The organism is Afipia sp. MLSD5-FHT05B12, from assembly GCF_058793355.1.
This window is the reverse complement of record NZ_JBXAFS010000001.1, coordinates 379499-402859: the sequence shown is the minus strand read 5'-3', so window position 1 is coordinate 402859 and position 23361 is coordinate 379499. Positions and strand designations below refer to the sequence as shown.

Below are 23361 nucleotides of genomic sequence, written 5' to 3'. Positions count from 1 at the left end.
GCATCCTTTCTATTTATCTCGATACGTGAATGTGTTGACCACGGCGATGCATGGAAATGCCCTGCGTCAGACGCCTGAGACTTTGACGGCGGTGTTCGGCTCGACCTTCACAGTGCCGCGCTTCGATACGTGCGCCGACACGACATCCCAGATCGGCGGGCCCTGCGTGCCTTCGTTGACGCTGGCCCAGCCCGCAACGCTGTAGCTCTTCGCCGCCTCGATCGGCTTGCCGGATTTCAGATGCGTCAGACCGGAAATGCGCGAGCCCATCGGCTTCGACACATCGATCGAATAACCCATGCCGCCGATGCGGACCATGTCGCCGCCGCCCTGGAAATAAGGATCGGGATGGAAGATGTTGTCGGCGACGTCCTCGAGGATTTCCTTGAGCTGCGCGCCGGTCATCTGGTTGCGATAGCAGTTCGGATAGGTGATCGCGGTGGCGTTGGTGACGTCTTCCCAAGTGATCGGGCTGTCCGGCAGCAGTGTGCCGCCCCAGCGGAAGCCCGGCGACAGCGCGATCTCGGCGTCGCGCTCCGACAGCATCGCGTCGCAGATCAGATCGTCGAAGGTGCCGTTGAAATTGCCGCGGCGATACAGCAGCGAGTCCGTCTTGCCGACGACGCGCGCCAGATCCTTCGCGAACGGCGCCCTCACCTTCTCGACCAGCGCGGTCATCGTGCTATCCGGTTTGATCGCGTCGGTGAACACCGGCATCAGCTTGAAGCGGATGCGGGCGGCCTTCTTGTCCTTCACTTCGATATCGAGGCGCGAGACGAACTTGCCGTGCGAGCCGGTCGCGACCAGCACCGTGTCGCCGACGCGCACGAGGCCCGGCATCGCGTCATGGGTATGCGCGGTCAGGATCACATCGAGACCCTTCACCCGGCCCGCGAGCTTGCGGTCGACATCGAAACCATTGTGCGAAAGCAGCACGACGATCTGTGCGCCATCGGCACGCGCCTCGTCGACCTGCTTCTGCATGTCTTCTTCGCGGATGCCGAATTCCCATTTCGGGAACATCCAGCGCGGATTGGCCACCGCCGTGCGCGGCAACGCCTGTCCGATCACGGCGATCCTGGCACCGCCGCGCTCGAACATCTTGCGCGGCTCGAACACCGGCTCCTGCCATTCGTTATCGCGGATGTTCTGCGCCAGGAATGCGAACGGCGCTTTCTCAGTGATTTCCTTGACGCGCTCAGCACCATAGGTGAATTCCCAGTGGCCGACCATGGCATCGACCTTCAGCGCCGACATGACATCCACCATGTCCTGCGCCCTGGTCTGGAGCGAACTCCAGCTTCCCTGCCAGGTGTCGCCGCCATCCAGCAGCAACACCTTGTCCTCGCCACGCTCGGCGCGCACCGCGCCGATCAGCGCCGCGACGCGGTCCATGCCGCCCATGCGGCCGTAGTTGCGCGCCAATGAGACGAAATCGTCCGCCGTCAGCGCATAGGCATCCGCCGATCCGGCAGCGATATTGAAGTACTTCCGGAATTCCGCGTCGGTCAGATGCGGGGGCAGACCCTTATCCGCGCCAACGCCAAGATTGACCGACGGCTCGCGGAAATACAGCGGCATCAACTGCGCATGATTGTCGGCGACATAGAGGATCGTCACCGTGCCGAGCGGATCGAACTTCGTGATGTCGGCCTGCGTCAGCTTCTGCTGCGCCGCCACGCGTCCGAGCGAACCCAGTCCGCTCCCGATCGTCAGCGCAGACGCAGCCGCGCTCGCTTGCAGGAATTCCCGCCTCGATATCATCGGACCACCTTTGTCCCCTCGGTTGAGGGAAACGATTTTCAGAAAGCTTGCCTTCGCACGGACCAGGCCGCGTGAAAAAAAATCAGCCGACCGTCAGCTTGTTCTTGGCGGTGTATTCCGAACCGTCGTCATCCTTCCAGGTGAAGGTGAACTCGCCGGTCTCGGCGGCCTTGTAGAAGAACGACTGATACGGATTGGCCGAGATCGCCGGATTCCAGTCGGCTTCGAACACCGGCTTGCCGTTGAAGGTCGCCGTGAACTTGTTGATGATCTTGCGCGGCACGACCTTGCCGGACGAATCCTTGCGCTGGCCCGATTCCATTTCGTGCGAAATGAGCGTCTTGATTTCGATCAGTTCGCCGGCCTTCGCGGTGGCAGGAACACGAACGCGCGGGGTGGGTGCATTGGCCATTGGAAAATTCCTCGCCTGAATATTTTCTTGTTGAACGCCGTCCGATCAGCCGCCGCAGCCGCCGATGGTGACCTTCACATTGGCTTTCGTCATGTAGAGGCTGCCGTTCGACATTTCCGCGACGCAGACGATGTTCTGCGTTTGCGCCAGACGCATGCGCGTCGATGCGGAGGCCTTGCCGCAGGCCGGCGTGAACCTGTAGCTCACGACGCCGGGCAGCGGATTGCCGTCGGCGAACACATGAACCGCCTTCACGTAATCCTTGTCGGTCATCGGGCTTTCGACCTCGACATTGACCGGGACCACAAGGCCGTTCTCGGCGATCTCGGGCACGTCAAGCTTGATCTTGCCGCTGTCCATTTTCTTGTCGCCGTAAAGTTTCTTGATCTCGGCCGCGACGGCGCCCTCGTCGGCGAACGACATCTTCGGCGCGAGGATTGCCGCGAGCCCCGCGATCGCCGCAAGTGTCAGCGTCTCGCGGCGGGTTGTTTCAACGGACTTCAAATTCATCGAATGATTCCTCCAGCGGGAGTCTTTTGCATCCCTTGACGATAGTATCGCTTGACGATGCCAAGTGTGATCTATCATGATCCGAGACACATCATTATATTGTTTTTCTTGAATGTAAAGATGTACCAAGTATTCGTGTGGTAGTTCGCATCTGCGAAATAAAACGAACTTCGGATTCACGACGCCTGCTAATCCACACTTGGCTAATCCACACCTGGCTAATCCGGGAAGCCGAAAGGGCCGCACAGACGGCCTGACGGAGGGAGGACAAAGAATGAGACAGACCATCATCCGGTCGGCGGTCGCTGTTGCCGTCATGTTCGTAACGACGAGTGCCGTTCGCGCACAGGACGCGAGCGAAAAGGAAATCGAGCGCTACCGCGCGATGATTTCCGATCCGATGTCCAACCCCGGTTTTCTCGCGGTGGATCGTGGCGAGGTGCTCTGGAAGCAGAAGCGCGGCACCAAGGATGTCTCGCTTGAGACCTGCGATCTCGGCCTCGGCGCCGGCAAGCTGGAAGGCGCTTTCGCCAGGCTGCCGCGTTACTTCAAGGAGTCCGACAAGGTCATGGACCTCGAGCAGCGCCTGTTGTGGTGCATGACGAACATCCAGGGCCTCGACACCAAGGACGTGATCGCCCGCCGATTCTCCGGCCCCGGTAAAGCGTCCGACATGGAAGACCTCGTCGCCTTCATCGCCAACAAGTCGAGCGGCATGAAGATCGACATTCCGCTCAGCCATCCGAAAGAGCAGGAAATGGCCGCGGTCGGCGAAGCGCTGTTCTATCGGCGCGGCGGCGTGAACGATTTCTCCTGCGCCACCTGCCACGCCGAGGAAGGCAAGCGCATCCGGCTGCAAGGCCTGCCCGACCTGTCGAAGCCCGGCAAGCTGCCGCAGGAAACCATGGGCGGATGGCCGACTTATCGCGTGTCGCAGGGCGCGCTGCGCACCATGCAGCATCGCCTGTGGGACTGTTACCGGCAGCAGCGCTGGCCGGTGCCTGAATATGCCTCCGACTCGCTCACCGCGCTGACCGTGTTCCTGCAAAAGCAGGCCGTGGGCGGTGAAATCAACGTCCCGTCGATCAAGCGTTGAGAGAGGAGCGCATCATGACATCATCTTTGAAAATCGCAGCACTGGCTCTCACCGCAGGCATCTTCACCGCCTTTCCCTTCGCGGCGTCCGCGCAGACCGCGCCGAAGGCCGTGGACCCAGCGATTGTCGATGCCTATGTGAAATCGACCTTCGGCAAGGCGCCGCCGGAATGGCAGGAGCGGATCGTTCCTGACGAAACGCTGAAGACCTGCAACGCGTATCACAACAACGTGCCGCCGAAAGAAGCCGAAGCGATCACCAAACGCGAGTTGGCGAAAGTCGTCTATCCGGCCGACGGAAAGTTCCTTGGCGACTGGAAGGAAGGCAAGAAGACCGCCAACAACGGCCGCGGCGGACAGTTCTCCGACAAGCCCGACACGGTCTCGGGCGGAAACTGCTACGCTTGCCATCAGCTGGAAAAAGCGGAAGTCTCCTTCGGCACGCTGGGGCCGAGCCTGACCAACTACGGCAAGGACCGCAAATACGCGCCGGACGAGATCAAGAACGCCTTCACGAAGATCTACGATTCGCAGGCCGTGTTCGCATGCTCCAACATGCCGCGCTTCGGCGCGAACAAGGTGCTCAGCGAGCAGCAGATCAAGGATCTCGTGGCGCTGCTGTTCGATCCGGAATCGCCGGTCAACAAGTAAGCCGGTTGCAAGCAAGGTGGAGATAACGGGATGAAGGTGCAAGCCCTGCTGGCGATCACGGCTGTCTGCGCCATCGCCTCGGCTCCGGCGCGCGCACAGGATGCGACCGTCGCGTACAAATCGCTCAGCCCCGAAATCGCGCTGGACGCGGCCAGGGCCGCGCTCAATGATTGCCGCAAGCGCGGCTATCAGGTCGCGGTCGCCGTGGTCGATCGTTCCGGCACGCCGCAGGTGATGCTGCGCGATCGTTTCGCGGGCGCGCACACGCCGCCCACCGCGACCGGCAAGGCCTGGACCGCGGTGAGCTTCAAGAGCAGCACCAATGACCTTGTCACGGCCACGCAGGCACCTGCGATGCAGGGCCTGCGCCAGCTTCCCAATGTGGTTCTGATCGGCGGCGGTGTCGTGATCGAAGCCGGCGGTTCAATGCTTGGCGGCATCGGCGTGTCCGGCGCGCCGGGCGGCGACGCGGACGAAGCCTGCGCCAAGGCCGGCATCGCGGCGATCAGCGACAAGCTGGATTTTTAAGAGCGCGGCAGCGCTCGCCCGACACCAGACGCAGTCCTGGCCGTTGATGGAGCAACCCGACTTCTCCACCCGTCATTCCGGGATGCGCCACTTGGCGCAGGCCCGGAATCCATCATGCAAGAATCTGGCTGGCGTCCGTGGATTCCGGGCTCGCGCGACGACGCGCGCCCCGGAATGACGGTGGGAAATATCGAGCGCTTCAACACACGCGATGTCGTCCCCGCGCAGGCGGGGACCCATACTCCCTGAATCATCGGTGTGAAGGGATGCCGGAGCGATCTTCTCACCATTATCGCAACATTCGATGATTATGGGTCCCCGCCTGCGCGGGGACGACGTAGAGAGATCGCGCGACGCTCCAACACTCACAATTGTCATCACCGGGCTTGACCCGGTGATCCATGTCTTGCTTGGGGATGTCGAGATAAATCGTGGATGGCCGGGTCAAGCCCGGCCATGACGATCTGCGAGCGGGGCACGACGCTCGTTGAACATTGACTGCAGTGAAGAAAACCTCACACCTGCCGCTTGAGCCATTCCGGAAATGGCGCGGACTCGTAACCCTTCTCGCGCACGTAGCGGAACATCGCGAGAAATTCGGTCGGCTCCAGCAGCCCCGGCATGCGGGCGACTTCCCGTGCCTGGCCGTTCAGCGCGGCAAGCCCGTCAGCCTTTTCGGGGAAGAACTGGATCGTCGGCGTGAAGCGGATGCCATAGGCTTCGCCGAAGGCCTTCTCGCCGCGCTTGCGTCCGTCGAAGTCGGTGACCTCGCGTGCGCCGATATGGTTGAGATGAAGGATCTCGAAATTGTCGCGGATGTAGCCCTCGATCTTCGGGTCCTGCATATGCACCTCGTGCATCCGCTTGCAGGCCGGACAGCCCTTGAGGCCCCACATGATCGCGAAGCGCTTGCCCTTCGCGGTCGCGCCGGCAAGATCCTCGGACACATCGAGGAAGCTGTCGAGATACCAGTCCATGTGGTAGATGCCATCATCGCTGAGCATCGCTTTCGCAAGCGAAGGCGCGGCACGCAGGCTCAGGGCACCTGCGCCGAGCGCGGCCAAGGCATGCCGCCGGGTCAGACGGTTTTTGTTGCTGGGCAAGAGAACCTCCCTCTGTCGCGTCAACCGATCGATCCAAACGCCGGAAATGTTTCCAGCAGCCAACCGGCGATACGCGGCATGCTGCCAGTCAAAAACAGCACTCCGGTCAGCACAAGAGCGCCGCCGATCACCTTTTCGACAGTGCCCATGTGGCCGCGCAGCCGCGCCATCATCCGCATGAAAGGACCGGAGAACAGCGACGCCAGCATGAACGGAATGCCTATCCCGAGCGCATAGGCCCCGAGCAGCAACGCGCCGTGCGCCGCCGATCCCTCAATCCCCGCGACCACGAGAATCGCGGCCAGCACCGGCCCGACGCAGGGCGTCCAGCCGAACGCGAAAGCGAGACCGACCACATAGGCGCCGACAAATCCAGCCGGCTTTGCCACGGTCTGAAAGCGCGCTTCGCGAAACAGCAGACCGATCCGAAACAGCCCGAGGAAATGCAGACCGAGGATAATGATGATGACGCCCGCGACGATGGCGAGCGTGTCGAAATACGCGGTGATGGCCTTGCCGAGCGCCGAGGCCGACGCGCCGAGCGCAACGAAGACCGTGGCGAAGCCGAGTACGAAGGCGAAGGACAGCGCCACCACGCGCCAGTCCGGCCGCCAGCCGCGCTCTTTATCCTCCTGCGTCAGGTCATCGAGGCTGATGCCCGCCAGAAAACACAGATACGGCAACACCAATGGTAAAATACAGGGTGAGAGGAACGACAGCACCCCCGCCCCCAGCGCCCCCACGAAAGAAAGAGAAGAAACCACGGATTTCCCGGCTCTGGCAGATACATGCGAATTCGTGTATATGTATCACATGATTGCAGGATTGCGCGCAAGAACCTCGGGTATGGCAGCTATCGCATTTGCGGCGAGCGGGCTTTGGCCCGCTTTGGCGGGTGCGTCCGAGCTTGTGATGTTCGAGCAGGCCGGGTGCGTCTATTGCCAGCGATGGGAGCGCGACGTCGGCGCGCTGTATGAGCGAACCGATGAGGCCAGGGCGCTTCCGCTGCGGCGCGTCGATATCCAGAACCAGAAAATGAGCGGCGTCGCCCTCGCTTCCCCGGTCCGCTTCACGCCGACTTTCGTGATCGTGGACAACGGCCGCGAGGTCGGGCGCATCACTGGCTACAGCAACGACGATGCCTTCTGGGGATTGCTCGACTCACTCGCGGCGAAGCTGCGGACCGCGGCGCGCGAACCGAACCGAATCTGATCCACCGTTTGAAAGCCATGCCTATGACATCGATACTTTCATCCGAACTGGAAACCGAGCTTCGCGACGGCGCGGAGTATTCACCCGAACTCGACCAGTTGATGCGCAAGGCGCGCAAGGCCAGCAACTTCCTCAAGGCGCTGTCGCACGAGAACCGGCTGCTACTGCTCTGCCTGCTGGCCGAACGCGAACGGTCGGTCACCGAGCTTGAAAATATTCTCTCGCTGCGGCAGTCGGCGGTCTCGCAGCAGCTCGCGCGGCTGCGTTACGACGGCATGGTCGATACACGCCGCGACGGCAAGACCATCTACTACAGCCTCGCCAATGACGATGTCCGCCGCGTGATCTCGGTGGTGTACGATATTTTCTGCGCGCCGGTGTAGGCCGCGGACAAGAAATAAACCTGCCGCAACGGCAGGCGGACGCGACACGGCCCGCAAGGCCCTTACGTCGCGCCGGTCCGGGAGAGACGCCATGCAGAACATGTCTGCCTGGATGCAACCACTCGGCGGCTTCGCCATCGGCGCGGCTGCGGGTTTTGCCGTGCGCCATGCGCGGCTATGCACCTTCGGCGCCATCGAGGATGCGCTGATGGGCGGCGACAGCCGCCGGCTGCGCGTGTTCGGGCTGGCGCTCGGCATCGCCATTCTCGGAACGCAGGCGCTTGTTATCGGCGGCATTCTCGATCCGGCGCTCGTGACCTACACACCAACGGCCTTGCCACTGATTGCGATCGCCATCGGCAGTGTGATGTTCGGCATCGGCATGGCGATGGTCGGCACCTGCGGCTTCGGCTCGCTGGTACGGCTCGGCACCGGCGATCTGCGCAGCCTCGTGGTCGTTCTCGTATTGGGCGGCGCGGCCTATGCGACGCTACGCGGAATATTCGCAACCTACCGGATCGAGTTTCTGGAATCCCTGTCGCTGCCAATGCCAGAGGGTACGCGCGCCGACATCGCGTCGTTGTCGTCCCAGCTTGTCGGCATCGATACGCGCGTTATCTTCGCAACCATCGCAGGAGCCGGATTGTGCTGGCTCGCATTGCGAGATCCGAGGCTGCGCCGTGCGCCGCGTCTTTTGTCCGCAGGAATCGCGCTCGGCGTCTTGATCGTCGCCGGATGGATCGTCACGGTGTTGGTCGTGGATGAGTTCGCAGGCCCGGCGCGGCCGCAAAGCCTGACGTTCGTGTCCACCGTCGGCAAGGCGCTGTACGCGGGCCTGCTGAGCGCCACGAATTTCGCCGACTTCGGTGTTGCCAGCGTGTTCGGCGTTATCGCCGGTTCGTGGCTTGCGGCGTGGCGCGCAGCCGAATTGCGCTGGGAAGCCTTCGACGACGATCACGAGATGCGGCGGCATCTCGGCGGCGGCGTATTGATGGGAATGGGCGGGATTCTTGCCGGCGGCTGCACCATCGGTCAGGGCCTGACCGCGGGATCAATGCTGGCGCTGTCAGCGCCGCTCGCGATCGGCGGCATGATTGTGGGCGCGCGGCTCGGTATCGCCATTCTGGTCGATGGCTCGCCGCGCGACATCATTCAGCGCCGCTGGGCGAGCCTGCTCGGCAAAGGCGACCCTGCGGAATAAAGATCAGGGACGAATGACGGTATAACCGCCTTCGCTCAGGGCCAGCAGTTGCCCGACGCCAACCTGTACTTCAATGGCTTGCGGATTGATTTTCGGCCGCTGTCCGGTCTCATGTTCGATGGTGTCGAGGGTGTTGCCGCAGACATCGAAACGAATGCCCTGCGTGACCAGACTGTCCACCAGTTGCCGGTTTTCGCTGGCGTCGCGCAGCAAATCGATGCCGGGACCGAACGTCACCACTTCGATCGCGATCTTGTCCTGCCCGTAGGCTTTCTGGAGATTACTGGCGACGCTCAGCACCAGCCGCTGCTTTTTCGGATCGGCATCGGACAGTTGCAACGCAATGAAGTGTTCCGCGAACGGCTTGTCCTCGGGAGGCTTGGCCTTTGTCTGCGCCCCGGCTGGACGCGAGATGGCTGATGCCAACACGGTACATGCTACGGAGTAGATGAGTTTGCGGCGATTCATGGGTGACTTGCCTCTTCCGGCCGACAACGCGGCGGAGGATGCCGGAGCACCATCAGGACGACAAGGGCTTGCCGCAAACGTTCCGGTGAACGCCGCTATCGTCAGCGCGTTGCAAGAGCCGGAATAACGACCGCGCCGCGAATGCCGAGCGCAGCGCCCGACAGGATTCCGGCAACCGCGATGAACGACGGCATGCCCAGCGTCGACAAGCCGGTCAGGCCCTGGCCAATCGAACAGCCGTAAGCCATCGCGCCGCCGATGCCCATCAATGCCGCGCCGGAAATCGAACGCACCATGTGGCTCGGAGAGGTATAGCCTTCAAGCTTGAAGCGACCGGTCAGAACTGCCGTCAGGACGCTGCCGGAGAGTACGCCAGCCACCAGCGCGACGCCGAAGTTCAGCGTCAGGCCGGTCGACAGCATCGTGTACTGCAACGTATCGGCAATCGGCGAGACGAACGAAAGCGACGTCACCGGGATCGGGTTAAAATCGTCGGCACCGAGCCAGCCGGTGGCAAGCCAGCCGGCGGTGACCAGAAGGCCGACCGCAAGACCGGCCACGATCTGGCCATAGGCACGGCGGAACTGACCGTCGGAGAATGCGAAGATCAGCAGCCCACCGCTCGCAATCAGCGTCACGGCGATACGGGCCACAAACTCGTCGATGCCCGCGGAGGCGAGCAGCGCCGGCGCGGAGACGGCAGCGGGCGTGGTCTGCGTGGCCTGAAGAAAGGCGAGACGTGCAGGCGCGATCAATCCCTTCAGGGTCATCTGCGCGGCGATGCCGATGATGGCGATCACGACCAGCGAACGGAGGTTGCCCTTGCCCAGCAGAACCAGGGCGCGCGACGCGCAGCCATTGGACAGAACCATGCCGAAGCCGAACAGCACGCCGCCCGCGAAGATCAGCGGCGCGGAAAACGATGGCTGGAGATAGATTGACTTGGCGATATCGACGAGGCCCACGCCTGCGGCAAGCTGGGTTCCAAGGATCGCAACCGCCAAGGCCAGGGCGTAGCTGCGGACCTTGCGGCCGTCGTTCGCGGTCCACCAGTCGCGAAGGCTGCTCATCAGGCAGAAGCCGCTGAGAAGACCGACGACGCCGAACGCGAGACCAATCGCAAAACCAGCGGAGACCGGAATACCGGGCATGACGGAGTTTCCTTGACCACGATCGATAATGTCTGGAGAACAAATATCTATTCGCCCGCCCCAAACGGGTCTAGATCGTTGAAAAACTAAGGATATTCTTGCCCATGCGCTTCAAAACGTAGAGAGTCCTCCTATTCCGAGAGGCAACAGGCGGAAATCCTTCTCCCATGTTTCAGCAAAAAATCGGGCTGCCGATGGCACTCTCTATAATCCTGCCCTATAGGCGATCTATTCTGGCTGAATGAGATCGATCAACGCCCCCCTTCCCGCCCCCGCCCAATCCCTCAGAGACGGTATGAACCCAGTTAAAGCTCTCACGACTCACGGCCAGGCGATCTGGCTCGATTTCCTCGCACGCGGCTTCATCGCCAACGGCGAACTCAAGGCGCTGGTCGACAGCGACGGGGTGCGCGGCGTCACATCCAATCCCTCGATCTTCGAGAAGGCGATTGGCGGAAGCGACGAATATGACGGCGCCGTCTCCGCGCTTCTGAATGAGCGCGACCGGCCGGTGGCCGATCTGTATGAAGCCCTCGCCGTGGAAGACATTCAGCGCGCAGCGGATGCACTGCATTCGGTCTATGACGGCCTGAAGGGCGCGGACGGTTATGTCAGCCTCGAAGTCTCACCTTATCTCGCGCGCGACACCGAAGGCACCATCGCCGAGGCGCAGCGGCTCTGGAAAAGCGTTGGCCGCGGCAACCTGATGGTGAAAGTGCCCGGAACACGCGAAGGCGTGCCGGCGATCCGCGCGCTGATCTCGCAGGGCATCAGCATCAATGTCACGCTGCTATTCTCGCAGAAAATGTACGCAGAAGTTCTCGAAGCCTATATCTCCGGCCTCGAAGCCCTCATCGCAGGCGGCGGCGATCCGAAGCGCGTCGCCAGCGTGGCCAGCTTCTTCGTCAGCCGCATCGATACGGCCGTCGACAACCAGCTTGATGCCAAGATCGCGGCTGCGGGCGGCGATGAAAAGGCGCGGCTCGAAACGCTCAAGGGCAAGGTCGCCATCGCCAATGCCAAGCTGGCGTATCAGCACTATCTGAAAGTGATCGGCAGCGAGCGCTGGAAAAAGCTCGCGGCAAAAGGCGCGCAAGTCCAGCGCCTGCTGTGGGCATCGACCGGGACCAAGAACAAGGCCTACAGCGATGTGCTGTATGTCGAGGAACTGGTCGGACGCGATACGGTGAACACCGTGCCGCCCGCGACCCTCGATGCCTTCCGCGACCACGGCAAGCCGCGCGACAGTCTTGAACAGAACATTCCTGACGCCGAGCGCGTTCTCGCGGGTCTCGCGAAAAGCAGCATTTCGCTGGATGCAATCACTGAAGCGCTGGTGGACGATGGCGTGCAACTGTTCGCAGAGGCCTTCGACAAGCTGCTCGGCGCTGTCGCGCAAAAACGCGCGGCGATCCTCGCCTCTCGCATCGATGCGCAGACCATCAAATTGCCGGCAGAGATCGATAAGGACGCCAAGGCGCTGTCCGAGCGCTGGCGTGCAAACGGCACCATCCGCGCGTTGTGGCGGCGCGATGCGAAGGTGTGGACGGATGGCGACGAAGCTAAATGGCTCGGCTGGCTCGATGTCGTCGCACGCGAGCAAAGCGAGATCGAGCGCTATGCCGCATTCTCGGGCTGGGTGAAGAGCAAGAATTTCGCCGACGCCGTTGTACTCGGCATGGGCGGTTCGAGTCTCGGACCGGAAGTACTCGCGGAAACCTATGGCCAGATCGACGGCTTTCCGAAGCTGCGCATTCTGGACTCCACAGATCCAGAGCAGGTCCGGCGCACCGAAGCCACGATTAATCTGGACAAGACGCTGTTCATCGTATCGAGCAAATCCGGCGGCACCACCGAGCCCAACGCGTTGATGGAATATTTCTTCGTCCGCGCCGGCGCAAAGGCCGCCGAACGTTTTGTCGCGGTGACCGATCCCGGCTCGTCGCTTGAAAAGGTGGCGGCCGCGCGCGGCTTTGCGCAGATCTTCCACGGCGAGCCGACCATCGGCGGCCGCTACTCGGTACTCTCGCCGTTCGGCCTTGTGCCGGCGGCTGCGGCTGGAATCGACATTGCGGAATTTCTCGGTCTCGCGAGCGCGATGGTGCGCTCTTGCGGTCCCGATGTGCCGCCTGCGGAAAATCCGGGCGTTCAGCTGGGACTGGCGCTCGCCGCCGCCGCCAAGCATGGCCGCGACAAGCTCACCCTCAACGGATCGCAGCGCATCGCGGATTTCGGCGCCTGGGCTGAGCAACTGATCGCCGAATCCACCGGCAAGAACGGCAAGGCGCTGATCCCGCTCGAAGGTGAGCCTCTCGGCAAGCCAGAGGTTTATGGCAAAGATCGTGTGTTCATCGATCTGCGGCTGAAGGACGACAGCGACAACGCGCGAGAAACGGCACTGACCGCGCTGGAGGCCGCGGGCCATCCGATCATCCGCATCACCGTAACAAGCCCTGCGCATATCGGACAGGAGTTCTTCCGTTTCGAGATCGCCACCGCGGTTTCCGGCGCGGTGATGGGGGTCAATCCATTCGATCAGCCAGATGTTGAGGCCGCGAAGGTCAAGACGCGGGAACTGACGTCCGCATTCGAGACATCAGGCACAATGCCCGCCGAGACTGCTGTCGCAACCGACGGCGCGATTGCGATCTACACCGATACGGCAAACGCGGATGCATTGCGAAAGTCTGGAGCCGATGGCGATCTGACGTCCTGGCTCAGGGCGCATCTCGCCCGCATCAAGGCGGGTGACTATGTCGCGACCCTTGCTTATCTTGACCGCAGCGATGCCAATATCGCTGCGATACAGAGCATCCGCATTGCGATCCGCGATGGCAAACATGCCGCGACATGTGTCGGCTTTGGGCCGCGTTTTCTGCATTCCACCGGACAGGCCTACAAGGGCGGACCGAACAACGGCGTATTCTTGCAGATCACCGCAGACGGCGCCGCCGATCTGGATGTCCCCGGCCAGAAGATCAGCTTCGGCGTCATCGAGGCGGCGCAGGCGCGCGGCGATTTCGGCGTATTGGCGGAGCGTGGCCGCCGCGCGCTGCGGCTTCACATCACGGGCGATGTGGCGAAGGGCCTCGCGGCCATCGATGCGGCCGTTCGAAGCGCCTTGAAATAGGTTCTGGGCTGCGGGCGTTATCAATCGTGAATCGCAGACGCGATGAAGCGATAGATGTCGGTATGATCTGCGTTCCTGTCGAGCGCAGCCTTGGCGTTCTCCCAGAACGACGCGATCGTTTCCGCGTTCGACGGATCGAGGCCGACGAGCTTCGACAGATCGGCAGCGATGCGCAGATCCTTAGCCATCAGCGCCAGCGAAAATCCTGACGCGAAGGTTTCCGAGATCACGAACTGCTTCATCTTGACGTCGGTGGAGTTGTTCTTGCCGGTCGATGCGTTGAGCACGTCGATGACCGTGTCGGGTTGCAGGCCGAAGCGACGGCCAACCAGCAGCGCCTCGCAGGCCGCGACAAGTCCGGAGGCGGAGACGTAGTTGTTCAGCGCCTTCATCGCATGGCCCGATCCAAGCGGCCCGGTCGCGAAGACGGATTTCGCCATGGCTTGCAGCACCGGCTTCGCCCGCTCGACAAGCGCAGCGTCACCTCCGGCCATGATCGACAGCGTACCGTCGATGGCGCGCTTGACGCCTCCGGACACCGGCGCATCGATCAGCGCAATCCCGCGCGCGGCAAGGTCCCTGCCAAGCGACTGCGTATCGACAGGCACCGATGAACTCATGTCGATGATCAGCGCATTCTTCGCAAGAACATCGGCGACGCCTTGTTCGCCCAGCACGGCTTCGCGCACGATTTTGCTGTCCGGCAGCATGGTGATGATAATCGACGCATCCTTTGCGGCTTCGCGTCCGCTCGCGAAGATTTCTCCGCCCGCGGCGGCAAATGCTTCACGCGCGGGCAGCGATGGATCAGCACCGCGAACCTTGAAACCAGCGGCGATGCACCGCTTCGCCATGGGCAGGCCCATCTGACCAAGGCCGATAAATACAACAGTATCGGGCGTCGCCATGCTCATCGATCCATGCTGGTCTTAGAAAAAGATATGCCGGCGCGAGCAATCCCGCGCCGGCAAAATCATGGGGACATATCTCAGGCTGCGTTGAAGCCAGCGATCGCCTTCGCTTCGAGATATTCCTCGAGACCGAACTTGCCCCACTCGCGGCCGTTGCCCGACTGCTTGTAGCCGCCAAACGGAGCGGTGCGCTCGTTTGGCACACCGTTGAGGTTGACGTTGCCAGCGCGCAGCTGACGGCCGACCTTACGTGCGCGCTCGACGGTGCCGGCTGAGACATAGCCTGCGAGTCCGTATGGCGTATCGTTGCCGATCTTGACCGCCTCCGCCTCGTCCTTCGCGCCCATGATCACCAGAACCGGCCCGAAGATTTCCTCGTTGGCAATCGTCATGTCGCTGGTGACATCCGAGAAGATGGTCGGGCGAACGTAGAAGCCCTTGTTGACGCCTTCAGGAAGACCGACGCCGCCAGCAACCAGCGTGGCGCCCTCGTCGATGCCCTTCTGGATTAGACCCTGTATCTTGTCCCACTGGGTGCGGTTGACGACGGGGCCGATCGTGGTGCCCTCGGCGCGCGGATCGCCCGCCTTGGTCTTGTCCGCCACAGCCTTGGCGATCGCAGCGATCTCCTTGATCTTTGCCTGCGGCACGATCATGCGCGAAGGCGCATTGCACGACTGGCCGGAGTTATTGAACATGTGCGCCACGCCGCCGGTCACAGCTTTGGTGAAATCGGCATCATCGAGGATGATGTTCGGCGACTTGCCGCCCAGTTCCTGGCTGACGCGCTTGACGGTATTCGCCGCGCGCTTGGCGACGTCGATACCGGCGCGAGTCGAGCCGGTGAACGAGATCATGTCGATTCCCGGGTGTTCGCTCATGGCGACGCCAACATCAGGACCAAGACCGTTGATCAAATTGAACACACCTTTCGGCACGCCTGCTTCGTGCAGGATCTCAGCGAAGATCAGCGCGGACGACGGCGTGTACTCCGACGGCTTCAAAATCATGGTGCAGCCCGCCGCGAGCGCAGGCGCGACCTTGCAGGCGATCTGGTTGAGCGGCCAGTTCCATGGCGTGATCATGCCGATCACACCGACGGGTTCGCGAACCACGACGGCGGAGCCGACCGGCTCCTCGAACTGGTAGTTCTTGAGAACTTCGAGCGTCGATGCGAGATGACCGAGGCCGGCTCCGGCCTGCATCTTCTCCGCCATCGGCAGCGGCGCACCCATCTCGTCAGACACGGCGGCGCCGATATCTTTCATGCGGGTCTTGTAAACCGCGATAATCTTTTCGAGCAGCGCGACACGCTCTTCGCGGCTGGTCTGCGAGAAGGTTTCGAAAGCGCGGCGAGCAGCAGCCACCGCCTTGTCGACATCGGCTTTCGATCCAACCGCAATTTCATACATCGCTTCTTCCGTCGCCGGGTTGACGACAGGGATAGACTTCTTGACGACGGGATCGACCCAGCTTCCGTCGATATAGAACTGCATACGATTGGTCATGACGTTTCCCTTAACTGCCGCGATCTTGCGTAAAGATGGATGGAATCGATCATACGATCGGTGAATTCATCTACCGGCCCTCGCCGATATTCCTTGATGGTATCTTTGTTGTGGCGGGAGCGAAAGACCATCCTTGGCTGTTTGGCGGCGTCCACCGGCTCAGCGCATGCAAGGCATGCGCTGCATGCTCGATTTAACGGCTCAAAACAGCCCCAAACGGCCTTTTACGCCGCCTTTGATCTCTTTTGACAATTGCTCAAAATAAGCCACTATTAGCGGAATTCCCGATACAAGAGAGCACATGATAACCGCTCCCGCCGGTCTCGCCGATGCATTACTGGCATCAGCATCAGACGCCATCATCGCAACCGACCGCGACGGCGCCGTCACGTTCTGGAATCCCGGTGCGACGCGAATTTTCGGGTTCTCGTCCGATGAAGCAATGGGACAGCCGCTCGATTTCATCATTCCCGAGAATCTCAGAGCGCGGCACTGGGCTGGATACCGGCACACGATGGCGACCGGCGAGAGCCGCTATGGCAGCGGAGATCTGCTCTCGGTTCCGGCGCTGACAAAGGGCGGCCAACGCATCTCCGTCGAATTCACGATTGTCATGCTGCGCGATGAACGCGGCCTGCCTGATGGAACGGTTGCCGTGCTTCGCGACGTCACCCGGAGTTTCGCGGAAAGGCTCGCGTTAAGGCGCGAGATTGCAGAACTTCAACGAACGCCGCGGAGCGGCTAACGGCCTCTGCCGTACCGCGTTTCTGAAAACCTGATCTGATTTGACACCGTTCGGAGCGACGGGATACCGTTCCGGACGACGTTATTTCGTTGCTTTCAGCCTGGGCTGACACCCAATCCGACGCTAGTTGCGTTGCAAAAATCGCCTCCCGGCTCGATGGCTGGGCAAAAAAATGTGCAGGACTTTGATGACTGACAGACAAATGGCGCAGACCCTCAGAGCTGGCAGTAAAGGCATCCCAGCGTGACCGAAAACATCGTTGCGGAAACCGCCGAACGGATCTTTTCCGACCTCGCCGACGCTCGGAACATCAACAATGCCGCAAACGACGGCTGGAAAACACCACTCTGGGCCGCGCTCACCGAAGCGGGGCTACCGCTCTCATGGGTGCCAGAAGACTGCGATGGCTCCGGCGCGAGCCTCGCGGATGGATTCAGCGTTGCGAGTTCGGCAGGCCGGTTTGCAATTTCAATTCCGCTGGTCGAAACAATGCTCGCGGGCTGGTTGCTGGCGCAGGCCGGACTTCCCTCACCCGCCGGCAAAATGACTGTTGCCCCGGCGCGGCCGCAGGACCGCGTTTCGATCAACGCGGACGGCTCCCTCAGCGGACGGGTTCGCGGCGTTCCGCTTGCGTCAGACGCCGCGCATATCGCAGTGATCGCACAGGGCGCGAAGGGATATTCCATTGCGCTGGTGGAAGCCTCCGCCTGCCGGATCGAAGCCCGAGAGAGTCTCGGCGGCGACGTGTCGGACACAGTGACATTCGATAATGTCAGGCCTGTTTTGTCCAAGCCGGCGCCATCGGGTACGACGCCTGTGGCACTGATGCTGATGGGCGCGACTGTGCGCAGCCTGCAAATCGCGGGCGCACTGGAGACCATGCTCGACATGAGCGTGCGCTATTCAAACGAACGTGTTGCATTCGAAAAGCAGATCTCGAAATTCCAGGCGGTGCAGCATAATCTCGCCCGGCTCGCGGGTGAAGTCGCTGCCGCCGTCGCCGCTGCTGGATCAGCCGCCGACGCTATCGCGAATAGCTCGTCGTTCGACGACGCGATCTTTCTGGAAGCTGCGTCGGCAAAAATCCGCTGCGCGGAAGCTGCCGAGAAAGGCGCGGCCATCGCGCATCAGGTGCATGGCGCCATCGGCTTCTCGATGGAGCATATTCTGCACCGCTACACGCTGCGCGCACTGGGATGGCGCGACGATTTCGGCCATGAAAGTTACTGGGCGACCGAACTCGGAAAATTCGTTGCCGCACGCGGTGCGGACGAATTGTGGCCGCTGGTCGCCTCGCGCTGACAAAGGAACTGATCATGACCGCAGCGCTTCGTTTTGACCAAATTCGTCTGCCGGAAGAATGCGAAAAGCTGCGGCATGAGGTGCGCGCCTTTCTCGCCGAGGAAATCGCCGCCGGCACCTTCAATCCGCATGAGCCGCAACGCGAGGACACCGACGTTCCGGAGTTCAGCCGCCGGGTCGGTGAACGCGGCTGGATCGGCATGACCTGGCCGAAAAAATATGGCGGACACGAGCGCACCTTCCTTGAACGCTACGTCGTCACCGAAGAGATGCGTATCGCCAACGCTCCGACCCGGCGCTTCTTCGTCGCCGATCGCCAGAGCGGCCCGGTTCTGCTCAAATACGCCAACGAACGGATCAAGATGGATATCGTGCCGCGCATCTGCCGCGGCGAAGTCTGTTTCGCCATCGGCATGAGCGAGCCAAACTCCGGCTCCGATCTGTTCGCAGCAAAAACAAAGGCCACCAAGACCGACGGCGGCTGGCTGATCAATGGCACCAAGATCTGGACCACCTCGGCGCATATAGCCGACTACATGCTGGCGATCTTCCGCACCTCACCGCCCACCAAGGAGAACCGGCGCCACGGCCTGACGCAGTTTCTGGTCGATATGAAGACGCCCGGCATCACGGTCAATCCGATCGCGCAGATCAGCGGTCTGAAGGAATTCAACGAAGTCGTGTTTCAGGATGCCTTTATGCCGGGCGATCACGTCCTCGGCGAAATCGACGGCGCATGGAAGCAGGCGACCAGCGAATTGGCTTACGAGCGCAGCGGGCCAGAGCGGTTTCTTGAAACCTATTATGTGCTGACCGAACTGGTGCGCGCGCTTGGACCGAATCCGGACACGCGCGGCGCAGAAGGAATCGGCCGGCTGGTGGCGCAGCTTCACACCATGCGCCGCATGTCAGTCTCTGTCGCGGGCATGCTACATGCAGGTAAGGAACCCGTCGTCGAGGCGTCGATCGTCAAGGACATCGGCACGATCTGGGAACAGCAGCTTCCGCATCGCGTGCGTGATCTTGCCGCCTTCATCGACACCGATGCTTCCAATCATCGCACCCTTGAGGATCAGTTGGCGTTCGCCATCAAAATTGCTCCGAAGCTGACGATCCAAGGCGGGACGACCGAAGTCCTGCGCGGCATCATCGCACGCGGCCTTGGACTACGCTAACGAACCAACATCGAACGAGGAACATTCATGAGCGGCTTTACCGACATCGGCGTGGAAAAACACGGGCACGTCACGCTGATCGAGATTCGCCGGCCGCCGCTGAATTTCTTCGATCTGTCCCTGATCCGCCAGATCGCCGACGCGCTCGGGCAGATAGACAATGACATGGACGCCCGCGCCGTGGTGCTGGCCTCGCAAGGAAAAGCCTTCTGCGCCGGCGCGAACTTCAACCGGCCTGCCGGATTCGACGGTGATGCAGCGTCCGGCGACGGAACCACCGGCGATCTTTATCGCGAAGCCGTCCGCATCTTCAGCAACAAGAAGCCGATCGTCGCCGCAGTTCAGGGCGCCGCCATCGGTGGCGGATTGGGACTTGCGGTCTCGGCCGATTTCCGCGTCACCTGCCCCGAAGCACGCTTCGCCGCGAACTTTACCAGGCTTGGGTTTCATCCGGGCTTCGGGTTAACCGTGACGCTGCCTGAGGTGATAGGAAAGAACAACGCCGCGCTGATGTTCTACACCAGCCGCCGCGTGACCGGCGAAGAAGCTTTCAGGATGGGCCTCGCCAATGTGCTGGTGCCGCAGGATCAGGTACGTACCGAAGCGTTCAAGCTCGCAAACGAGATTGCAGAGAACTCGCCATTAGGATTGATGTCGACGCGGGCGACGATGCGGGCAGGCCTCGCGGATCGGGTCAAGGCGCAAACCGATCACGAACTCGCCGAACAGACCTGGTTGCGCGAAACCGAGGATTTCCAGGAAGGCATCAAGGCGACTGCCGAGCGGCGCGCGGGCAACTTCAAAGGACGATGACTAATAGTTAAAGGTGCTGCGCAGGCCAAACACTGCGGCATCCTTGATACGCTTTGTCTGGGTCAGGTCGTTGGGATCGACCACGCCTCCTCCCGGATGAAGGACGTACTGGAAGACCGGCTGAACGGTCCAGCCGGTTTGAATCTCCGCCATGTACGCCATCTCGAACACCGCTTCGAAGTCACGCACCGGAAACGGTGCCCCTGTGAACGCCTGCACATCGCGATCGGCGGCGCGTGCGGCATCGGAAATGCGCGCATAGGTCATGGCGACACCGAATTTGTCATTGGGGCGCGCTTCGCTGAAGCCGGTGAACTGGAAGCCGCCGTCGATATAGAAGCTGATAAGATTTCGATCCGACGGACTGACGGATGTCCGGACAAAGAAGCCGACACCCTTGTCAGAACCCGGCGCAGCGCGCGACAGCATTTGCTCGTACACGCCAAAGATGCCGTGATTCCCGCGGCGTTTCAGCGGGACTCCCGAACTCAGAGGGTCTGCCTGCAGAAAGCCCCCTGTCGCATACCGCATGTCTCCAAATTCACCGAGATGTTTCCAGGCGCCGCCGGTCAACGTGCCCGGTAATTTGCTTTCGCCAAGTTGAAATCCGTATTTGAGCTGTCCAATCACCCACGCCGGGTCGTGAACGCGAAACAACATCCCATGTGGATTTGCGATCTGCGGATCAACCAGCCTGTCCGGCGGAGCGGCGTCACCGTCAAAAATCGCGGCATTGGCCGTGATGTCATCAGCCAGTTGCGCCTTAATGCGCACGCCTGGCACAGCCAGTGGCGGAGATGGGCCGCCGCTCAGCAGATTGATACCGGTGATGCCGGGCCACCCCAGCGCCGAGTTGGTGAAAATATCGTCGTACTTGCTGTCGATGAATTCGATATCGGATGCCTGCTGTCCGACACGAACCTGCAACGCGCCGCCAAACAGAGATTGCTCAATCCACAATTCATACAGCCGCGTCGCGCGGAGCGCTTCGACGCCGCTGACCAGCATGAGGTTCCCGACATAGTCGCGGGACAGACCCTGACCATGAATCTGAAACATGTTGGCGTGGAACCTGGCGCCGGTCCAGCCGACGAGCTTTTCGAGATCGGCGTCCATGCCGAGATCGAGACGCCCTGTATAAACCGAGCCGCGCCGCATGCCGCCCGACGCATTGCCGAACACTTCCGAAATGTAAGTCGCGTTGAATTGCACGCCCCAGTCGGCCAGGATTTCGCGCGGACTTTTCGCCGCGAGCTTGTCCGATGCGGGCTTCGTATCGGCGGCACCCGCTCCATGCAGCGGGAACACGCATATGACGCTGGCGGTCGCTATGGTCCGCAGCAATTTGCACGGATGTTGCACGGCGATCTCGAGCTATCTCAGGATGCCGAAGCGTTTCATGATGAAATATGCGAGCGCGGATGAAGAGACGATCAGAACGCTGGCCGTCAGAAAGCCGGTCTCCACATCGGTCAGCGGCAATCCTTTGGTGTTCATGCCGAAAATGCCGGTCACCAGCGTCGGCGGCAGCAGCAGCGCTGTCAGCACGGACAGCAGATGGATGCTTTTGTTCGTCTGTTCCTCGATTTTGAGATGCAGTTCTTCCTGAAGCAACCGGCTCCGCTCGCGCATTTCCACGACCACATGGTCGAGAGCATCCAGCCGCTGCGCGAGCTTGCCAGCGCGCAGCCGCAATGCTGGCTTAAGCGCGTCCGGCCCTTGCAGATCGAGGCGGCGGAACATCAGCAAAAGGCCAGACAGTTGACGATGCAGGCGGACGCAGGTGCGGCGCAGCCGGCCCAGATCCCTGCGAAGGTCGGCCGAATCATCGGAAAGCACCTTCTCCTCAATACTGTCGAGGCGCGCGCCAACGCGCTCGGCAACACGCTCCATCGTCTCCGCGACGTATTCGACGATGGTTTCGAGCAGAGCAGCCGCGTTGCCGATGCGCTGCTGGCCGCTTTCGAGAACGCGCCGCGTCGCATCGACCGCACAGAGTGCGTGATGACGGCCGCTGAGCAGCAGCCGTTCGGTCATAACAAAATGAAGATAGCCGGTTTCCTCGGTAACGCGGTCGATCGCGCGCACCAGATCGGAAAAGACGCCATAGATGCTGTCATCAACAGCGTGGATCTGCTGGAAATTGTCCCGCGATAACAGCAGCGCCTTGCCAACTTCCGGAATATCGAGGTCAGCCGAGGCCAGCCATTGATCGGCACGCAGATCGCCGAGATTGAAATGCAGCCAGAGCAGCCCATCGCCACGCAGATCGATTGATCCCTCCACGTCGAGCGGTTCGGCACTTCCATCAACATGAATCCGGAACGCCCACACCAGCCCCGGAATCTGCGCCGCATGCGGAGAATGCCCGGCCGCGATATCCTCAGCCGCTAACGCTTCTGCTTGCACGATACGCCCCGACAGCCCAGAACTCACAACGCTTCCGGATGGCTCGGGCCACCCGGATATCGATCGAGTATGACGACAAGTTTGTTACAGGCGCATGTCAGCGCCTGTCATTCTGCCGCCTCCGCCAGATCGTCCGCTTCCTTGTTGTAGTCATGCACGACACGGCCATAGGGCAGCGTCAGGTCGGCCAGGAAATGATGCGCCCCTATCACGCGCCTGACCGGGAAATCGGCCACCGGTGCATTAACGTGCGGGATGAGATGTAGCCGCCCAGGCCCGATCCATGAGCCCTTGACGTTGATGTCGGTCAAGTTGATCGCAACAAGCTGGCAGACTTCGGCACGGCCATCGACACCGGGGATCAATTTCAGATTGATCTGGGTCTTGGACAGCGTGGCGCGTGTGATCTCGCCGTTGCCGGCCATGGATTCGTGCTTATAACCCATGGTGCCCATGGCGACCTGCTGACCGGAATATTCCAGCGTGCCAGTCAACGTATCTTTCACGACCTCGAGCTTGGGGTGTGCATACTTCTTTGGGAATCCCCAAATCTCGCGTCCCGCGGCAATTGGCGGATCGTCATCGAGATACATCTGCGAGACAAAATTGACCTCTTCACCGTTCAGGCGTGCGGGGATGACCAGGCCCGACTCGGTATAGCTGCCGAAGCCGGAAGAATCCGGCATCCTGATCCACTCATAGTGGACGATCGGAGTGTCGATCGGCTCCAGCGGTTCAGGCAATCCGGCGCGGATCAGATCCGGGTCGGTCTCGTAGGTGATGACCAGAAACTCGCGATCGATGAAGCGATATGGCCCCGCCGGATAACTCGGACCGGCGGCCGGCATCGAAGGCAATCTGAGAATATCTGCTCTGCGCATGGAAGCGTT

The 23361-nt window shown here is 61.4% G+C and carries 24 protein-coding genes; 12 read left to right on the top strand and 12 right to left on the bottom strand.

What is annotated here, in order from left to right; translation table 11 throughout:
- Positions 1–66: 66 nt before the first annotated feature.
- From soxB to soxY, 3 genes are all read right to left on the bottom strand, one after another.
- Complete coding sequence (gene soxB, locus AC1Q6J_RS01750; protein ID WP_492277599.1) at positions 67–1764, bottom strand: thiosulfohydrolase SoxB; 1698 nt, start codon at positions 1762–1764, stop codon at positions 67–69.
- A gap of 82 nt (positions 1765–1846) precedes the next feature.
- Complete coding sequence (gene soxZ, locus AC1Q6J_RS01745; RefSeq protein WP_492277598.1) at positions 1847–2176, bottom strand: thiosulfate oxidation carrier complex protein SoxZ; 330 nt, start codon at positions 2174–2176, stop codon at positions 1847–1849.
- Between the two features lie 45 nt (positions 2177–2221).
- Positions 2222–2686, bottom strand: coding sequence for a thiosulfate oxidation carrier protein SoxY (gene soxY, locus AC1Q6J_RS01740; protein WP_492277597.1), 465 nt, complete (start codon positions 2684–2686; stop codon positions 2222–2224).
- 274 nt (positions 2687–2960) lie between these two features.
- Here soxY and soxA point away from each other — a divergent pair, with 274 nt between their 5' ends.
- From soxA to AC1Q6J_RS01720, 4 genes are all read left to right on the top strand, one after another.
- On the top strand, positions 2961–3782 hold the full coding sequence (gene soxA, locus AC1Q6J_RS01735; RefSeq protein ID WP_492277596.1) for a sulfur oxidation c-type cytochrome SoxA: 822 nt from the start codon (positions 2961–2963) through the stop codon (positions 3780–3782).
- A 14-nt stretch (positions 3783–3796) separates the two neighbouring features.
- Positions 3797–4432, top strand: coding sequence for a sulfur oxidation c-type cytochrome SoxX (gene soxX / locus AC1Q6J_RS01730; RefSeq protein WP_492277595.1), 636 nt, complete (start codon positions 3797–3799; stop codon positions 4430–4432).
- Positions 4433–4462: 30 nt separating this feature from the next.
- A complete protein-coding gene (locus tag AC1Q6J_RS01725; protein ID WP_492277594.1) occupies positions 4463–4960 on the top strand; it encodes a GlcG/HbpS family heme-binding protein in 498 nt (165 codons plus the stop codon).
- A gap of 114 nt (positions 4961–5074) precedes the next feature.
- Positions 5075–5209: a hypothetical protein gene (locus AC1Q6J_RS01720; RefSeq protein WP_492277593.1), complete on the top strand. Its 135-nt coding sequence runs from the start codon at positions 5075–5077 to the stop codon at positions 5207–5209.
- Between the two features lie 266 nt (positions 5210–5475).
- On the opposite strand, the gene AC1Q6J_RS01715 is transcribed toward AC1Q6J_RS01720, so the two are convergent.
- Positions 5476–6063 carry a SoxW family protein gene (locus tag AC1Q6J_RS01715; RefSeq protein WP_492277592.1) on the bottom strand — a complete coding sequence of 196 codons (588 nt, stop codon included), beginning with the start codon at positions 6061–6063 and terminating at the stop codon, positions 5476–5478.
- Positions 6064–6083: 20 nt separating this feature from the next.
- Positions 6084–6827 (bottom strand): cytochrome c biogenesis CcdA family protein, encoded by a 744-nt coding sequence (locus AC1Q6J_RS01710; protein ID WP_492277591.1) that lies wholly within the window; start codon positions 6825–6827, stop codon positions 6084–6086.
- 40 nt (positions 6828–6867) lie between these two features.
- Between AC1Q6J_RS01710 and AC1Q6J_RS01705 the strand changes: the two genes are divergently transcribed.
- From AC1Q6J_RS01705 to AC1Q6J_RS01695, 3 genes are all read left to right on the top strand, one after another.
- Positions 6868–7275 (top strand): thioredoxin fold domain-containing protein, encoded by a 408-nt coding sequence (locus AC1Q6J_RS01705; protein ID WP_492277724.1) that lies wholly within the window; start codon positions 6868–6870, stop codon positions 7273–7275.
- 23 nt (positions 7276–7298) lie between these two features.
- Entirely contained in the window at positions 7299–7658 is a 360-nt protein-coding gene (locus AC1Q6J_RS01700) for a metalloregulator ArsR/SmtB family transcription factor (RefSeq protein ID WP_492277590.1), read from the top strand.
- A 91-nt stretch (positions 7659–7749) separates the two neighbouring features.
- Positions 7750–8859, top strand: a complete 1110-nt coding sequence (locus tag AC1Q6J_RS01695; protein WP_492277589.1) for a YeeE/YedE family protein — start codon at positions 7750–7752, stop codon at positions 8857–8859.
- Between the two features lie 3 nt (positions 8860–8862).
- Here AC1Q6J_RS01695 and AC1Q6J_RS01690 read toward each other — a convergent pair whose 3' ends face one another.
- A complete protein-coding gene (locus AC1Q6J_RS01690; RefSeq protein ID WP_492277588.1) occupies positions 8863–9327 on the bottom strand; it encodes a DsrE family protein in 465 nt (154 codons plus the stop codon).
- A gap of 101 nt (positions 9328–9428) precedes the next feature.
- Entirely contained in the window at positions 9429–10478 is a 1050-nt protein-coding gene (locus AC1Q6J_RS01685) for a YeeE/YedE family protein (RefSeq protein ID WP_492277587.1), read from the bottom strand.
- Positions 10479–10773: 295 nt separating this feature from the next.
- Between AC1Q6J_RS01685 and AC1Q6J_RS01680 the strand changes: the two genes are divergently transcribed.
- On the top strand, positions 10774–13608 hold the full coding sequence (locus AC1Q6J_RS01680; protein WP_492277586.1) for a bifunctional transaldolase/phosoglucose isomerase: 2835 nt from the start codon (positions 10774–10776) through the stop codon (positions 13606–13608).
- Between the two features lie 20 nt (positions 13609–13628).
- Here the strand turns inward: AC1Q6J_RS01680 and AC1Q6J_RS01675 are convergent, their stop codons facing one another.
- Positions 13629–14516 carry an NAD(P)-dependent oxidoreductase gene (locus AC1Q6J_RS01675; protein WP_492277585.1) on the bottom strand — a complete coding sequence of 296 codons (888 nt, stop codon included), beginning with the start codon at positions 14514–14516 and terminating at the stop codon, positions 13629–13631.
- An 80-nt stretch (positions 14517–14596) separates the two neighbouring features.
- Complete coding sequence (locus AC1Q6J_RS01670) at positions 14597–16027, bottom strand: aldehyde dehydrogenase family protein (RefSeq protein ID WP_492277584.1); 1431 nt, start codon at positions 16025–16027, stop codon at positions 14597–14599.
- Between the two features lie 301 nt (positions 16028–16328).
- Here AC1Q6J_RS01670 and AC1Q6J_RS01665 point away from each other — a divergent pair, with 301 nt between their 5' ends.
- The 4 genes from AC1Q6J_RS01665 to AC1Q6J_RS01650 all read left to right on the top strand — a co-directional run bounded on the left by AC1Q6J_RS01665 (position 16329) and on the right by AC1Q6J_RS01650 (position 20062).
- Entirely contained in the window at positions 16329–16772 is a 444-nt protein-coding gene (locus AC1Q6J_RS01665; protein ID WP_492277583.1) for a PAS domain-containing protein, read from the top strand.
- A 243-nt stretch (positions 16773–17015) separates the two neighbouring features.
- Positions 17016–18074 carry an acyl-CoA dehydrogenase family protein gene (locus AC1Q6J_RS01660; RefSeq protein ID WP_492277582.1) on the top strand — a complete coding sequence of 353 codons (1059 nt, stop codon included), beginning with the start codon at positions 17016–17018 and terminating at the stop codon, positions 18072–18074.
- Positions 18075–18088: 14 nt separating this feature from the next.
- Positions 18089–19249, top strand: a complete 1161-nt coding sequence (locus AC1Q6J_RS01655; RefSeq protein WP_492277581.1) for an acyl-CoA dehydrogenase family protein — start codon at positions 18089–18091, stop codon at positions 19247–19249.
- A gap of 27 nt (positions 19250–19276) precedes the next feature.
- A complete protein-coding gene (locus AC1Q6J_RS01650; protein ID WP_492277580.1) occupies positions 19277–20062 on the top strand; it encodes an enoyl-CoA hydratase/isomerase family protein in 786 nt (261 codons plus the stop codon).
- Here AC1Q6J_RS01650 and AC1Q6J_RS01645 read toward each other — a convergent pair whose 3' ends face one another.
- From AC1Q6J_RS01645 to AC1Q6J_RS01635, 3 genes are all read right to left on the bottom strand, one after another.
- Positions 20063–21424 (bottom strand): carbohydrate porin, encoded by a 1362-nt coding sequence (locus AC1Q6J_RS01645; protein ID WP_492277579.1) that lies wholly within the window; start codon positions 21422–21424, stop codon positions 20063–20065.
- A 12-nt stretch (positions 21425–21436) separates the two neighbouring features.
- On the bottom strand, positions 21437–22498 hold the full coding sequence (locus AC1Q6J_RS01640; RefSeq protein WP_492277578.1) for a CorA family divalent cation transporter: 1062 nt from the start codon (positions 22496–22498) through the stop codon (positions 21437–21439).
- A gap of 80 nt (positions 22499–22578) precedes the next feature.
- Entirely contained in the window at positions 22579–23352 is a 774-nt protein-coding gene (locus tag AC1Q6J_RS01635) for an acetoacetate decarboxylase (RefSeq protein WP_492277577.1), read from the bottom strand.
- Positions 23353–23361 lie beyond the last annotated feature (9 nt).

Coding starts and splice junctions, on each gene's coding strand:
- AC1Q6J_RS01720 (WP_492277593.1), top strand. CDS start 5,075: ATGCAAGAATCTGGCTGGCGTCCGTGGATTCCGGGCTCGCGCGACGAC.
- soxY (WP_492277597.1), bottom strand. CDS start 2,686: ATGAATTTGAAGTCCGTTGAAACAACCCGCCGCGAGACGCTGACACTT.
- AC1Q6J_RS01700 (WP_492277590.1), top strand. CDS start 7,299: ATGACATCGATACTTTCATCCGAACTGGAAACCGAGCTTCGCGACGGC.
- AC1Q6J_RS01725 (WP_492277594.1), top strand. CDS start 4,463: ATGAAGGTGCAAGCCCTGCTGGCGATCACGGCTGTCTGCGCCATCGCC.
- AC1Q6J_RS01705 (WP_492277724.1), top strand. CDS start 6,868: ATGTATCACATGATTGCAGGATTGCGCGCAAGAACCTCGGGTATGGCA.
- AC1Q6J_RS01680 (WP_492277586.1), top strand. CDS start 10,774: ATGAACCCAGTTAAAGCTCTCACGACTCACGGCCAGGCGATCTGGCTC.
- AC1Q6J_RS01690 (WP_492277588.1), bottom strand. CDS start 9,327: ATGAATCGCCGCAAACTCATCTACTCCGTAGCATGTACCGTGTTGGCA.
- AC1Q6J_RS01685 (WP_492277587.1), bottom strand. CDS start 10,478: ATGCCCGGTATTCCGGTCTCCGCTGGTTTTGCGATTGGTCTCGCGTTC.
- AC1Q6J_RS01635 (WP_492277577.1), bottom strand. CDS start 23,352: ATGCGCAGAGCAGATATTCTCAGATTGCCTTCGATGCCGGCCGCCGGT.
- soxZ (WP_492277598.1), bottom strand. CDS start 2,176: ATGGCCAATGCACCCACCCCGCGCGTTCGTGTTCCTGCCACCGCGAAG.
- AC1Q6J_RS01655 (WP_492277581.1), top strand. CDS start 18,089: ATGACCGCAGCGCTTCGTTTTGACCAAATTCGTCTGCCGGAAGAATGC.
- AC1Q6J_RS01695 (WP_492277589.1), top strand. CDS start 7,750: ATGCAGAACATGTCTGCCTGGATGCAACCACTCGGCGGCTTCGCCATC.
- AC1Q6J_RS01650 (WP_492277580.1), top strand. CDS start 19,277: ATGAGCGGCTTTACCGACATCGGCGTGGAAAAACACGGGCACGTCACG.
- soxB (WP_492277599.1), bottom strand. CDS start 1,764: ATGATATCGAGGCGGGAATTCCTGCAAGCGAGCGCGGCTGCGTCTGCG.
- soxA (WP_492277596.1), top strand. CDS start 2,961: ATGAGACAGACCATCATCCGGTCGGCGGTCGCTGTTGCCGTCATGTTC.
- soxX (WP_492277595.1), top strand. CDS start 3,797: ATGACATCATCTTTGAAAATCGCAGCACTGGCTCTCACCGCAGGCATC.
- AC1Q6J_RS01675 (WP_492277585.1), bottom strand. CDS start 14,516: ATGGCGACGCCCGATACTGTTGTATTTATCGGCCTTGGTCAGATGGGC.
- AC1Q6J_RS01670 (WP_492277584.1), bottom strand. CDS start 16,027: ATGACCAATCGTATGCAGTTCTATATCGACGGAAGCTGGGTCGATCCC.
- AC1Q6J_RS01665 (WP_492277583.1), top strand. CDS start 16,329: ATGATAACCGCTCCCGCCGGTCTCGCCGATGCATTACTGGCATCAGCA.